Below are 11,784 nucleotides of genomic sequence, written 5' to 3' on the forward strand. Positions count from 1 at the left end.
GCGGCGGCCGTCGCCGCGCGCCGTCAGGCGGAAGCCGCCAGCCGGGCCAAGAGCGCCTTCATCGCCAATATGAGCCATGAGATCAGGACGCCGCTCAATGGCGTCCTGGGCCTGGCGCGAGCGCTAGCGGGCGCGAACCTGCCGCCGCGCGAACGCGAGCAAAGTTTGCTCCTGCTGGAATCCGGAGAAGCCCTCAGGGTCCTGCTCAACGACATGCTTGACCTGTCCAAGATCGAAGCCGGTCACTTCGTTCTGGATCGCCGCCCCTTGGTCCTGCACGACCTGCTCGACAGTCTGGTCCGCCTTTTCCAACCCGCAGCGGCGGCCAAGGGCCTGGAGCTGCGTCTGACCGCCGCGCCGGAACTCGCCGAGGTCTACGTCGGTGATGAAACGCGTGTGCGCCAGGTCATGGCCAATCTCATCTCGAACGCGGTCAAGTTCACCGACCATGGCCGGATACTGGTCGAAGCCTGCGCCGACCCGCAGGGCCTGCGGCTGGCGGTGTCCGACACCGGACCCGGGGTGGCCGCCGACCAGATGGCGCTGCTTTTCCAGAAGTTCGTGCAACGAGTCCCCGACCCGCCGTCATGGAGGCGCAGGTCTGGGCCTTTCCCTCTGCGCCGACCTCGTCGCGCTGATGAAGGGCGACATTCGCGCCGAACGTCTTCCGGACGCGGGCATGAGGTTTGACGTCGTCCTCCCGCTGCCGGAACGTCGGAACACGCCCCGCCCGCAGCCAGAGGCGGAACCGGCTCTGCCGGCGGCCGCCTTCAGCGAAGCCTCACCGGGCGACCCGCCCGCTGCGCTGCAAATTCTGGCGGCGGAGGATCATCCGATCAATCGCAAGGTCCTCGAGCTTCTTCTCGAACCGGCAGACGTGGAATGCCACTTTGTCGAAAACGGCCACGAGGCCGTCGAGGCCTGGCGACAGCGTGACTGGGACCTGGTCCTCATGGACATCCAGATGCCCGTCATGGACGGCCTCGCCGCCACGCGCGCGATCCGCGCCGAAGAAGCCTTCCTGGGACGAAAGCGCACGCCGATCCTCGCCCTGACGGCCAACGCCCTGCAGCATCAACAGGAAGAATATGCGGCGGCGGGGATGGATGATTTCGTCGGCAAGCCGAAGACGCAGCCCCGGAAAGGCCGGCGTTCCACGCTTGATGCGCCGGCCTTCACGACGCGTCTTGCGGCATAGGACCGTCGGAACTGAAAGCCTGGTACGAGAGCCCCTGAACAAGGCGGGGCCCGACGTCTCGGTTTCGACAGGCGTCAGGCTGAGTATGTTATAGGGGGTCGGGCAGGTTCGCCCGCCTCGCTAAGGACCCCATGGCGCGTCAAACAAGACTCTCGACGCGGCTTTCAGCCGCCAGCCTGGTCCACCTCGGCGCGCCGCGCCTGGCGGACCTGCTGATAGAGGCGGGCGCTGGGAACGCCAATCTCAAACGCCGCCTCCGCCTCGAGCTCGCGGCTGAGATCAGCCCTGACATCCTGGCCCTGGAGATCGACAAGCGCCTCACCGCGCTCGCCGCCGCACGCACCCGCGTCTCCTGGCGCAGGCGCGGTGACCTTCTCGACGACCTGAACACCCACCGCGCGATGATCGTCGAGCGTCTGGTGCCCGAGGCTCCCGGCGAGGCGCTCGCCGTCCTCATCCGCTGGTTCGACCTCTATCCCGGCCTGGCTGGCCGAGTGAAGGACACCAAGGGCGAACTGCCGGCTGCGTTCGAGGCCGCCGCTCCCGATCTCTTCACCCTCGCCGAGACCGTCGACGACCAGGCCTTGCGCGACCTGGTCGACGCCCTGCGGCGGCATCCACAGGATTATGCTCGCTGGATCTCCGCCGCCGGCGAGACCCTAGGTCCACGCACGGCGCGCCGGCTGCTCGACGGCCTGGACGCCTCGGCCAGGAAGACCCCGGCAGGCCGCAACCTGCTGCGCCGCCTGGCGGACAAGGCCGGGGACCTCGACCTCTGGCTGTCGCTCGTCACCCCCGAACAGGCCGGATCGCCCGACATAGCCGCAGACATCGCCCGCCGCCTCCTGGACGCCGGCCGTGTCGCCGAAGCCCGCGCCGCCCTGGAGGGCGCCTTGAGCCCCTCCCCGCTCAACCGCCGCTGGACCTTCGGCCACAGCCCGAAGAACGGCTCGCCCCGCCTGACCCCGGCCTGGGAAGCCGCCTCCATCGACGTGCTCGACGCCGAAGGAAACCGCCAGGAGGCCCAGGACCTGCGCTGGAGCCTGTTCGAGCGCGACCTGTCGGCGCCGGTCCTGCGCGACTACCTCTCGCGCCTGCCCGACTTCGACGACGTCGAAGCCCTGGACCGGGCCTTCGTCCATGCCTCCAGCCACCCGGACTTCGAGGCCGCCATGCGCCTCCTGATGGACTGGCCCGCTCACAGGGAGGCGGCCGCCCTCGTCCTTGCGCGTCCCCGCGAAGCCCGGCAGGCTCGCCCGATGTCTGCGGACTGGGCCTCGCGCCTGGCCCAGCGTTATCCCGAAGCCGCCGACATCCTGGCCAGCTAGGCGCTCCGGTCAGGCCAGGGTCCTGAAGGTGATGGAATAGCGCTGGGCCGTCATGGGAGAGATCGAATGCTCCCAGTCTCTCCGCGCCTCGCCTGACAACCGATAGGCCGATCCAGGCGCCAACGGCGCGGCTGACCGACGCCATCCCGTCCCGTCCTTCCGGCGCAGGCGCATGACGCAGGGCGCGACAAAGGAGACGCCGAGGATCTCCCCGTAGACCGCCCTGTCGCGGTGCCAGCCGATCCCGGCGCCGGGGGCGTATTCATTGACCAGCGCCTGGACGAAGGTCTCTTCATCAAGGTCGAGCCGTCCGGTCAGAAAGCCCAGGAGCCCCTTCAGGAAATCCGGCCAGGGATCGGCTGCTTCCAGCCTGCCCCGTTCCAGATCATAGCGGCGCCCGAAGGCGGCGATCTGCCGGAAGCCCTGGTAGCCCATGTGCTCATAGGGCCTGAAGCTCAACCGCTGCAGTTGCTCGACCACCGCCGCTTGCTCGAATGCCGACAGCACCTCCGGCCAATAGTCGAAGCCCGGAGGCACGGCAGGCTGAGGCGCGTCCCCGAACAGGTCCGCCTGGAGCATGGCGGTCACAGCGCCAGCTCGCCCGGACAAGCCCTGGAAGGCGTCCCCGGCGACGCCTTCTCCAGATTGGACAGGGTCACGCCGACAAGCCGTACGCCCCTGGTCGGCGGATAGAGGGATCGCACCAGCAGGCGGGCGATCTCGCGCAGGCGCGCCTTAGAGGCGACCGGCTCATTAAAGGAGCGGCTGCGGGTCGATTGCTGGAAGTCGGCCCACTTGACCTTCACCGTCACGGTCCGGCCCAGCGACCCGGCCTTTTCGCACCAGGCCCAGACATCATCCGCCATCTCGTCCAACTCGGCTTCGATCGCCGCCGGATCAACCAGGTCGCTGGCGAAGGTGGTCTCCGAGCCGCTCGACTTGCGTTCGCGATCCGGATTGACCGGGCGATGATCCTCTCCCCGCGCCACGCCGTGATACCAGGCGCCGGACTTGCCGAAGTGATGCTGCAGGAAGGCCAGGGACTGACGCCTCAAGTCCGCGCCCGTCTCTATGCCCAGACGGTTCATCTTCTCCGCCGTCACCGGCCCGACGCCATGGAAACGCTTCACAGGCAGGGCTTCGACAAAAGCCTCCCCTCGCCCCGGCGGGACCACGAACTGGCCGTTCGGCTTGCGCTGGTCCGAGGCCAGCTTGGCCAAGAACTTGTTGTAGGACACCCCGGCCGACGCCGTCAGACCGGTCTCCTCGAGAATGCGCGCGCGTATCTCCTGCGCCGTCGCCGAGGCCGTCGGCAATCCCCGGATATTGGCCGTGACGTCGAGATAGGCCTCATCGAGCGACAGGGGTTCGATCAGGTTCGTAGTCAGCGAAGATGGCGTGGATCTGCGCCGAGACGGCGCGATAGACCTCGAACCGGGGCGGCGTAAAGATCAGTTCCGGGCACTTCCGCAAGGCGGTGCTCGACGGCATGGCCGACCGCACCCCGAACCTGCGCGCCTCATAACTGGCCGCGGCGACCACGCCGCGCGAGGCGGCGTGACCCACGGCGACAGGACGACCGCGCAGGGCGGGATCGTCCCTCTGCTCCACCGAGGCGAAGAAGGCGTCCATGTCCACATGGATGATCTTGCGAGGCGCGGCGACGTCCATGCGCCACGCCTAGCAGAAAGGGAACAAAGCCGGAACTGATATCCTGCCCGTCGGCAGCCGTTCAACACCACGCGACCAGGGCGGCCGCCCCGATAAGGGACCGAGAAGGGTTCCGCCAAGACCGCCAGGGCCCGCTGCCGGACAGTAGGAACACGGCGTCATACCGACGGTTCGACAGGCTTGGACCAACAAGAGGGAGACACGTCAATGGACCGAGACAAGGACGCCGACCGCTGGGGCGGCCCGGGCTCAAGTCACCAGAACCGGCAGGCCCCGCAGCCCGATCCCGTAGTGAAGGACGCCGAAGATCCCGATCATCTGTCGCCCCGCAGCCAGGTCTCGGGCGGCGGAGGCGAGAAGGATGTGCACAAGGGCCATTCGGCCGAGGCGCGTTCGACACAGCAGGCGTCCAGCGAGGAGAAACGCCATGAACGCGATAATCGCCACTAAACGCCTCGGTCCTTCGAGCGACGAGGCCCGCTGGGCCCGTCGCCTGAGCCCGGACTAGCCCGAACGCCCGCCTTCATCCGACCGCGTCGAGCCGCAAGGCTCCGCCATCGAGGCCCGTCTCCACCGGAGACGGGCCTTCGTCCTGTTCGCCGACAAGCCGGACGCCCCCGAGGCGGCTCAAGGTTTGAGTACGACCTTGGTCCAATCATTGGGATTGTCGTGGAAGTTCTTGTAGGCCGTCGCCGCCTCCTCGAGGGGAAGGCGATGGCTGATGAGGTCGGTCGTGTCGATCTGACCGTCCATCACCAGCTGCAGCAGCTTGGGCAGGTATTTCTGCACATGGGTCTGCCCCGTCTTCAGGGTCAGCCCTTTCTGCATGAAGGCGCCGATCGGCAGCTTGTCGCCGACGCCGCCATAGACCCCGGGCATGGAGATGCGGCCGCCCTTGCGGCAGGCCATGATGGCCTCCCGCAGGACGTGCTGGCGGTCCGTGCCCAGTTTCGTCTCCTGCTTGACCGCATCTATGATGTTGTCGAGAGCGAAACCGTGCGCCTCCATGCCCACGGCGTCGATGCAGGCGTCAGGGCCGATGCCCGCCGTCATCTCCTTGAGGGCCTCCAGCACCTTGACCTCATGATAGTTGAGCACCTCGGCGCCGTTCTGTTTCGCCAGGGCGAGACGGCGCGGATGGTGGTCGATAGCGATCACCCGCGCCGCGCCCATGTGGATGGCGCTCTTGATCGTGAACAGGCCGACGGGCCCGCATCCCCAGACCACTACCGTGTCGCCCGGTTCGATCCCGGCGTTTTCCGCCGCCATCCAGCCGGTGGGGAAGATGTCCGACAGGAAGAGCACCCGTTCGTCTTCCATGCCGTCAGGCACGACGATGGGGCCGAAGTCCGAATACGGAATGCGCGCATACTCGGCCTGTCCGCCGGCGTAGCCGCCGGTCAGGTGCGAGTAGCCGAACAGCCCGGCGGCAGGATAGCCGTAGGCGACCTCGGAGGCGTCGGACTTGTCGGCGGGATTGGAGTTGTCGCAGGCCGAATACTGCTCCTTGCCGCAGAAGAAGCACTGGCCGCAGGCGATGACGAATGGCACCACCACCTTCTGCCCGACCTTGAGGCTCGTATTGCCCCGCCCCACCTCGACGACCTCGCCCATGAACTCATGGCCGAGAATGTCGCCGCGGTGCATGCCGGGGATGACGCTGTCATAGAGGTGGAGGTCCGAGCCGCAGATGGCAGTGGCGGTGATCTTGATGATGGCGTCGCGAGGGTTGACGATCTCGGGATCGGGGACCGTGTCCACCCGAACATCGTGTTTGCCGTGCCAGGTCAGTGCGCGCATGGAATTCGTCCTATGATCAGCCGCGGGACGCGGCGGCGGGAGCTTGGGAGGTGGAAACCTCGCCCGTCTCCATCAGCTGTTTGAAGCGGCGAAGTTCGCGTCGGGCCTGGATCCGCGGTTCACGCTGCATCACCTTGGCCACGAACTTGCCCACGGCTCCGGCGGGCGGGTCATAGCTGATCATGACCCGGACCTCGGTCCCCCGCCCGAAGGCGTTGTCGCGGAACTCGACCCAGCCTTCGTGATCGACGTCCGCCGCCTCCGTGGAGCGCCAGGCGATCTTCTCGCCGGGCCGGTCTTCGACGATCTCGGTTTCCAGTTCGACATCCATGCCGCCGGGCCCGGCTATGACCCAGTCGCGTCCGTCGCTGCTGACGGACCGGATATTGGCCATGAAAAGAGGAAGGTTCCGAAATTCTCGCCAGAAGGCGTAGAGCTCGGATCGGGGCCGGTTGATCATGACGGCCTGGATGGACGAGGAGGCGTGGTCCCCGTCGTGGACGCCGTCGCTCAGAAATCCTGTCGACGCCATGTCCGCGTCAGTGCTTGTCGGCTGCGTCTGCATGGGTTCTCTCCGGTTCGGGGGAGGCGCGGCGCCTCCGCCCATCATAGCTTCTCGCGCGCCCTGGCCAGATCGCGAACCAGCCTGGTCCGTGTCTGGTCAAACCGCGCCTTCTCTTCGGCGGCCCTCGCTTCAAGGTTTTTCATCTCGACGCGCACAGCCTCCGCGCTCTCGGCCTGTGCCCGATCGAGCGTCTCCAGCTCGTCAGCGAGGCGCTGGGCCCGGCGCCGCTCGGCGGCGGTCGGTCCCTTGCGCGCCCTGGGTCGCGCCGCCCGGGGGCCGGCCTGGCCGATGTCGACCGTCAGCCCACGCTCGACGACCTCTCCAGGTCGCGCTCGCGCCGCCTCGGCGTCCTCCGCCTCGGGGGCCTCCTTTGCGAGGCCGGAAGCGAAGATGTCCTGCTGGATGCCCCAGGCGGCCAGGGCCTTGGGTCGGGAGGGGGCGGCCACCGTGAAACGATGGAAGCCGTCCGACCATTCAAAAACCTTCAGCCTGGGGGCCATGTCGATCAGGCGGAGATCGCGGCCTGGATCTCCTGCGCCTTCTGCAGGTGAGCCTCGATCTTCGGCAGTACGGTCCGGGCATGGGCCGCGAGGGCCGGCGCATCCGTATTGTCGGCGAAGCCGCGATGCAGGGTCACGGCCTCCTGGTGGGCCGCGACCTGCTGGTCGATATAGACCTTGTCGAAATCCGCCACGCCCGCCGACCTCAGATTATCCAGCAGGCCCTTGCGCCTCTGGTCCAGTTCGCCCGGCAGGGCGACGTCCGGAGCAGCCGTGGCGGCCGCCGTCTTGAGGGCCGCGCTGGCGGCGGTGTGATCCGTCTTGATCATCTGAGCCAGAGTCTTGACGTCAGCCCGTCCGGCCCGTTCGAGCGCGATGTCGGCGGCCTGGATTTCATACATGTCGCCCATGGCGGCGCCCGGCACATAGGCGCTGACCATATTGCTTCCCATGGTGGCGGCGGAGGTCTGACCGACCGGCGCTGAAACGGCGTCCTGGGCCTTGTCGACAGCTTCGTTACCTCCTTGCGGACTGCAGGCGGACAGAAGCGCAGCGGCGGCTGAAGCGGCGATGATCGGGGCGTGGCGCATGGTCATGAGCTCCTCTGGATGTGATTGAGGAAGCGCGCCGCGCGTCCTCCGGTTTCCGGCCCCGGCCTTCCGGCGCGGCCAGGCCCCGGCAAGCCCGGCGCAGCGGGGCTGCGCGCCACTGTCGGGAAGGCGACACAAGCCCAAACACCTGCAGTTCTCGCCCTTGCGGAATCCGCAGTAGAGGATCTCCGTTCGGAAATCGCCGGCCGAGCGCTGGGGGTCTCGGTCCGCCGAGAGCGCCAAGGCGAAGCCTGCGCTCGCCCCGTCGCCCCGTCGAGCGGCGGCGGGGCTCCTACTCATGCTGGAGTCCCAGGTCGCGACGGAGATCGGCGAGAAATCCCCTGGTGACCTCTCCATGGACGGACTCTCTCCGACCTTGGCGTCCGCCCGGAGCAGGAGGCGCCGCACCTCCTCCCGCTCAAGAAGCCCCTTCTCCACCAGGGTGTCGAGGAGGGTCAGCTGCAAGGCGATTGAGGCGAGCGAAAGCGCTCCGGACTGCTGAGCGTTCATGGGCGATGTCCTTCCGGTGAGACAGGGCAATCCCCCTCGCCGCCGTCTGTTTCTCGCGCCTCTACCCGACACAGGGAGCTTCCACGGCGCCTCTGCGTCAGAGGAGCCTTGACCGTGTCACCACGTTTCAAAGGCGACCCGGAGGACATCATGCGGATCTTGCGCGACAACGGACTGACGCTTTTTCTTCTGCTCCTCTTCGCCGCCAGCATTATCGGCCACGCCCTGACAGGATGGCGGGTCGAGACGGCGGACGCCCTGCGTCACGGGCAGGACGGCGGCACGCTGATGGAATACCTCGGCAGCGCTCCCTTCCTGTCGACCGTCTTCGAGAACTGGGAGAGCGAGTTCCTGCAGATGGCGGCCTATGTGGTCCTGACCGCCTTCCTGATCCAGAAGGGTTCGTCGGAATCCCGGGACCCCGAGGCGCCGCCCCGCGACGCCGATCTTCAGGCCCAGGCCGACAAGGCGGGAGCGCCCGCCCCTGCGCTGGGGCGCCTTCGCGCGGGCCGTCTATTCGCGGTCCCTGGGTCTGGCGCTTGTGGTCCTTTTCCTCGCCTCCTTCATCCTCCACTGGACCCAAAGCGCGCGAGCGGCCGCACAGGAGGCGCTGGAGCATGGCGCGGCGGCCACGGGGACCGTCGCCTATCTCGCCGACCCCCAGCTCTGGTTCGAGTCCTTCCAGAACTGGCAGAGCGAGTTTTTGTCGACGGCGGTCCTGGTGGTCCTGTCGATCTTCCTGCGGCAACGCGAGTCGCCCGAGTCCAAGCCTGTCGCCGCGCCTCACGACCAGACCGGAGACTAGGCGGACCTCGCCATCCAGGCGAGCGCGAGCGCATCCGCCGCCGCCGCGCCCGAGGCGGTGTTGTCGAAAATGACCCAGCGCTCGGCCCCGACCTCCCCCGCCGCCATGACCCGTTGAAGGATGGCCTTGAGCCGATCGCGCCCATAGGCCGAGCGATACATGTCCGGACTGCCGTGCAGGCGGAAGTAGACATGGGCCCCGCAGCCGCCGGGCAGGCCTGCCCCCGGCGCGGGTTCCGGATCGGCCGCAACACGCGCGACCCGGCGAGAAGCGAGCCAATGATCCGCCGAGGTCGTGAACCAGGAAGCGTGCCGGGGCTCCATCACGATCGAAGCTTCGAGCAGGGCTTCGCAGGCGTCCAGAAAAGCGCCTGTCCGGGTCTCGTCAAAGGCCAGGCCCGGCGGCGTCTGGATCAGGACCGGTCCGAGGCGGTCTCCCAGCCCGCGGAGATCGGCGGCCAGGTCCGCGAGCAGGTCTTCGCAGTTCTCCAGCTTGCGGCGGTGCGTGATTTCACGCGGCGCCTTGACCGCGAAACGGAAGTCCGCAGGCGTGGCGGCGGCCCAGCGCTCAAAGGTCGAGACGCGGTGACGGCGGTAGAAGGTGGAGTTGATCTCCACGGCGCCGAGACGGCTGGCGTAGCGTTCGAGTCCGCCGCCCGCGACGGGAAACCGGTCTCTCACCCCTGCGGGAATGGCCCAGCCCGCCGTCCCGACGCGGAGCTTGATCTCACCGGGGGCTGCGCTGCCGGCTAGGCCATCAGGGCTCATGAAGCGTCGCGACGGGCCGCCATGCCGGGCGTGGTCGGCGTGAGTTCCTCGGCCTGGGTCTTGGGGGGCGGACCGTCGGTTCTCTGAAGACCGTCGTCGGGCGTCTCGCGGATCGAAAGAATGGAGTCGCCGCTTTTCAACAGGGGGGCGGCGGCGTCCGCCGCCTGGGCATCCGTCGGAGAAGGAACCCTCAGCTTGCGCTCGGCGCCGTGGGCGTCGGCGACGACGATCTCGTAGAATTTCATGTCCATTCCTCACCTGACCAGGGGTTGTCTCTTCGACCGCGAAGGACGGAGGGTCCGGCGGCCGGCTGCTCCCGGGTAGCGCTTCGGCGACCGACGCGTTCCGGGCGCATCGCCTCTAAAAGGCGGATCGGCGACACATCGGCGCCCCCCGGGAACAGGCGGCGGCTCCGGGCGCTTGAACACCCGAACACCGAGCCTGAAGGAAAGCGCTCCGATGAAGTCCGCCGACAAGCCGCCAGTCCTGCGCAACCCCCGGCGGCTCCTGCAGTTCGGAGGCCTCCTCCTTCTGCTGCTGGCTCTCGTCTACCTCGCCACGGCGTTGACGGGGTTTCTGAGAAATCAGGAAAAGCGGCCTGACCCGCAGATGACGGGTGCCGAGGCGCCCCTTGAGCGGGCGACTGACGACTGAGGTCCCTGCGCCTTGCGCCGATCGAAGAGTCGGTAGCCCGACCCGTGGAACGCTGCAGCGAGGGTCTCGTTACGCCCTCCCGATGACCGGAAGGGAGACCGTCAGTTCGATGTTTGCGGATCGCGTCTACGATCAGGACTTCTTCGCCGCCATGGCCGACCGCGGCTTCTATGTCTTCACATCCTCGCCTTGCCATGCTGCGGCCAGGCCCATGGCGCCGGTGTCTCCCCGCACGCCCCTGAACCAATGCGCTTCGGCCGCCGCAGACGCCATTCCGGCCGCCTCTCCGCTGGCGGAAGCGGCTTGAGCCTGGAGAGCGGTTGCGGCGTCCCTGCACGAGCAGGCGAGGCGCCGCCGGCTATATCCGAGCATGCCGGGCCCCGCCTGCCGCGAAATCCCACATGACCGCCGCCTCTCGCTGGCCAGCGGCCCTCTGGCTGGTCCGCCATGGGCAAAGCGCCGGCAATGTCGCGCTAACAGCCGCCCATGCCGCGGGTCATGATCGTATCCAGCTGGAAATGCGGGACGCCGACGTCCCGCTGAGCGCCCAGGGCCGCGTCCAGGCCCAGGCCCTCGGGACCTGGTTCGCAAACCTCCCGGTCCATCAGCGTCCGGAATCGTCCTGGCTTCACCCTATCGGCGCGCTCGGCAAACCGCGGAAGCCATTCGAGCCGCCGGCGGTCTGGCGGGGGCGTCCATCGCCCTGTGCGAGGACGAGCGCCTTCGCGAACGGGAGTTCGGGGTCCTGCACCGGCTCACCGCGTCAGGCGTGACGGAGCTCTTTCCGGATCAGGCCGAAGCGCGTCGCCTCCTGGGAAAATTCTACCATCGGCCGCCCGGGGGCGAGAGCTGGTGGGCGCCGTCCTGCCCGAGGCCGCCATGCTGTGCGTGCCCGAGACCCGACGGCTTGAGATCGCCCTGCCCTCCGCCCCCTGCGCAGCGGCGCTTGCCGCCCATGCCGAGTCCGTGGTGATCGGACCCGGCATGGCGCCGCGCAAAACCCCGCGCAGGTTCGCCCAAAGGCTGATGGAGGCCTGGCCCTTCCTTCCCATGATGGTGGACGCCGCCGCCCTGCCTTCGCCGTCAGAAGCCGAGATCTTCTCCCGGCTGGCGAATGGACGCGTCGTCCTCACGCCCCATGCCGGGGAGATGGCCCGACTGCTTGATCTCTCCCGGGAGGCGGTGCTGGCCGATCCCTCTCGCCATGGCGCGTGAGGCGGCCGGCCGCCTGCAGTCCGTCGTCGTGATGAAGGGGGCCACGACCTTCGTGGCCACCCCGTCCGGCCTGGCCTGGCGGCACCAGGGCGGGGTCGCGGGCCTGGCGACCTCCGGGTCCGGCGATGTTCTGGCCGGCCTGATCGCCGGCTTCATGGCTCGCGGAGCCTCGCCCCTCCAG

General features: G+C 68.1%; 14 protein-coding genes and 5 pseudogenes. 11 read left to right on the forward strand and 8 right to left on the reverse strand.

What is annotated here, in order from left to right:
• The 3 genes and pseudogenes from RT567_RS08185 to RT567_RS08195 all read left to right on the forward strand — a co-directional run.
• Positions 1-649: pseudogene (locus tag RT567_RS08185) on the forward strand (sensor histidine kinase); the annotation flags it as partial.
• A 30-nt stretch (positions 650-679) separates the two neighbouring features.
• On the forward strand, positions 680-1,198 hold the full coding sequence (locus RT567_RS08190) for a response regulator (protein WP_313575672.1): 519 nt from the start codon (positions 680-682) through the stop codon (positions 1,196-1,198).
• 131 nt (positions 1,199-1,329) lie between these two features.
• A complete protein-coding gene (locus tag RT567_RS08195; RefSeq protein ID WP_313575674.1) occupies positions 1,330-2,526 on the forward strand; it encodes a DUF6880 family protein in 1,197 nt (398 codons plus the stop codon).
• 9 nt (positions 2,527-2,535) lie between these two features.
• Here RT567_RS08195 and RT567_RS08200 read toward each other — a convergent pair whose 3' ends face one another.
• The gene (locus tag RT567_RS08200) at positions 2,536-3,105 is read right to left on the reverse strand and encodes an alpha-ketoglutarate-dependent dioxygenase AlkB (protein WP_312205596.1); all 570 of its coding nucleotides are present in this window, start codon (positions 3,103-3,105) and stop codon (positions 2,536-2,538) included.
• 5 nt (positions 3,106-3,110) lie between these two features.
• A pseudogene (gene dinB, locus RT567_RS08205) lies at positions 3,111-4,197 on the reverse strand (DNA polymerase IV).
• A gap of 207 nt (positions 4,198-4,404) precedes the next feature.
• On the opposite strand from dinB, the gene RT567_RS08215 reads away from it, so the two are divergent.
• Positions 4,405-4,647, forward strand: a complete 243-nt coding sequence (locus RT567_RS08215; RefSeq protein ID WP_312205594.1) for a hypothetical protein — start codon at positions 4,405-4,407, stop codon at positions 4,645-4,647.
• 177 nt (positions 4,648-4,824) lie between these two features.
• Here RT567_RS08215 and RT567_RS08220 read toward each other — a convergent pair whose 3' ends face one another.
• The 4 genes from RT567_RS08220 to RT567_RS08235 are packed head-to-tail and all read right to left on the reverse strand — an operon-like array spanning position 4,825 to position 7,652.
• Entirely contained in the window at positions 4,825-5,997 is a 1,173-nt protein-coding gene (locus RT567_RS08220) for a zinc-dependent alcohol dehydrogenase (RefSeq protein WP_313575677.1), read from the reverse strand.
• 16 nt (positions 5,998-6,013) lie between these two features.
• Complete coding sequence (locus tag RT567_RS08225; RefSeq protein WP_313575679.1) at positions 6,014-6,562, reverse strand: SRPBCC family protein; 549 nt, start codon at positions 6,560-6,562, stop codon at positions 6,014-6,016.
• A gap of 41 nt (positions 6,563-6,603) precedes the next feature.
• Positions 6,604-7,062, reverse strand: coding sequence for a hypothetical protein (locus RT567_RS08230; protein WP_313575681.1), 459 nt, complete (start codon positions 7,060-7,062; stop codon positions 6,604-6,606).
• 5 nt (positions 7,063-7,067) lie between these two features.
• Positions 7,068-7,652 (reverse strand): DUF4142 domain-containing protein, encoded by a 585-nt coding sequence (locus RT567_RS08235; protein WP_313575682.1) that lies wholly within the window; start codon positions 7,650-7,652, stop codon positions 7,068-7,070.
• Between the two features lie 660 nt (positions 7,653-8,312).
• Here RT567_RS08235 and RT567_RS08240 point away from each other — a divergent pair.
• Positions 8,313-8,967 (forward strand): annotated as a pseudogene (locus RT567_RS08240) (DUF6766 family protein).
• Here the strand turns inward: RT567_RS08240 and RT567_RS08245 are convergent.
• Together RT567_RS08245 and RT567_RS08250 are read right to left on the reverse strand one after the other, a co-directional pair.
• Positions 8,964-9,734 (reverse strand): DUF72 domain-containing protein, encoded by a 771-nt coding sequence (locus RT567_RS08245; RefSeq protein WP_313044722.1) that lies wholly within the window; start codon positions 9,732-9,734, stop codon positions 8,964-8,966. The pseudogene RT567_RS08240 and the gene RT567_RS08245 sit on opposite strands and share 4 nt — an antisense overlap.
• Entirely contained in the window at positions 9,731-9,979 is a 249-nt protein-coding gene (locus tag RT567_RS08250) for a hypothetical protein (RefSeq protein WP_313044721.1), read from the reverse strand. The genes RT567_RS08245 and RT567_RS08250 overlap by 4 nt, the downstream gene beginning before the upstream one ends.
• A gap of 214 nt (positions 9,980-10,193) precedes the next feature.
• Between RT567_RS08250 and RT567_RS08255 the strand changes: the two genes are divergently transcribed.
• The 6 genes and pseudogenes from RT567_RS08255 to RT567_RS08275 all read left to right on the forward strand — a co-directional run.
• Positions 10,194-10,388 carry a hypothetical protein gene (locus RT567_RS08255; RefSeq protein ID WP_313044720.1) on the forward strand — a complete coding sequence of 65 codons (195 nt, stop codon included), beginning with the start codon at positions 10,194-10,196 and terminating at the stop codon, positions 10,386-10,388.
• A 109-nt stretch (positions 10,389-10,497) separates the two neighbouring features.
• Positions 10,498-10,695, forward strand: coding sequence for a hypothetical protein (locus RT567_RS08260; protein ID WP_313044719.1), 198 nt, complete (start codon positions 10,498-10,500; stop codon positions 10,693-10,695).
• Positions 10,696-10,789: 94 nt separating this feature from the next.
• A pseudogene (locus RT567_RS17250) lies at positions 10,790-10,936 on the forward strand (hypothetical protein); the annotation flags it as partial.
• A gap of 116 nt (positions 10,937-11,052) precedes the next feature.
• Positions 11,053-11,181: pseudogene (locus RT567_RS17255) on the forward strand (hypothetical protein); the annotation flags it as partial.
• Positions 11,182-11,240: 59 nt separating this feature from the next.
• Complete coding sequence (locus RT567_RS08270; protein ID WP_313044717.1) at positions 11,241-11,603, forward strand: NAD(P)H-hydrate dehydratase; 363 nt, start codon at positions 11,241-11,243, stop codon at positions 11,601-11,603.
• A partial coding sequence (locus tag RT567_RS08275; RefSeq protein ID WP_313575685.1) for an NAD(P)H-hydrate dehydratase occupies positions 11,593-11,784 on the forward strand: 192 nt, incomplete at its 3' end. The genes RT567_RS08270 and RT567_RS08275, both read left to right, overlap by 11 nt.

This window comes from Brevundimonas sp. (assembly GCF_032107865.1).
GTDB lineage: Bacteria > Pseudomonadota > Alphaproteobacteria > Caulobacterales > Caulobacteraceae > Brevundimonas.

What these genes read in the sequence shown, in the direction of transcription:
- RT567_RS08215 (WP_312205594.1), top strand. Translation starts at nt 4,405, where the DNA reads ATGGACCGAGACAAGGACGCCGACCGCTGGGGCGGCCCGGGCTCAAGT.
- RT567_RS08225 (WP_313575679.1), bottom strand. Translation starts at nt 6,562, where the DNA reads ATGCAGACGCAGCCGACAAGCACTGACGCGGACATGGCGTCGACAGGA.
- RT567_RS08195 (WP_313575674.1), top strand. Translation starts at nt 1,330, where the DNA reads ATGGCGCGTCAAACAAGACTCTCGACGCGGCTTTCAGCCGCCAGCCTG.
- RT567_RS08245 (WP_313044722.1), bottom strand. Translation starts at nt 9,734, where the DNA reads ATGAGCCCTGATGGCCTAGCCGGCAGCGCAGCCCCCGGTGAGATCAAG.
- RT567_RS08220 (WP_313575677.1), bottom strand. Translation starts at nt 5,997, where the DNA reads ATGCGCGCACTGACCTGGCACGGCAAACACGATGTTCGGGTGGACACG.
- RT567_RS08235 (WP_313575682.1), bottom strand. Translation starts at nt 7,652, where the DNA reads ATGCGCCACGCCCCGATCATCGCCGCTTCAGCCGCCGCTGCGCTTCTG.
- RT567_RS08230 (WP_313575681.1), bottom strand. Translation starts at nt 7,062, where the DNA reads ATGGCCCCCAGGCTGAAGGTTTTTGAATGGTCGGACGGCTTCCATCGT.
- RT567_RS08255 (WP_313044720.1), top strand. Translation starts at nt 10,194, where the DNA reads ATGAAGTCCGCCGACAAGCCGCCAGTCCTGCGCAACCCCCGGCGGCTC.
- RT567_RS08190 (WP_313575672.1), top strand. Translation starts at nt 680, where the DNA reads ATGAGGTTTGACGTCGTCCTCCCGCTGCCGGAACGTCGGAACACGCCC.
- RT567_RS08250 (WP_313044721.1), bottom strand. Translation starts at nt 9,979, where the DNA reads ATGAAATTCTACGAGATCGTCGTCGCCGACGCCCACGGCGCCGAGCGC.
- RT567_RS08200 (WP_312205596.1), bottom strand. Translation starts at nt 3,105, where the DNA reads ATGCTCCAGGCGGACCTGTTCGGGGACGCGCCTCAGCCTGCCGTGCCT.
- RT567_RS08260 (WP_313044719.1), top strand. Translation starts at nt 10,498, where the DNA reads ATGTTTGCGGATCGCGTCTACGATCAGGACTTCTTCGCCGCCATGGCC.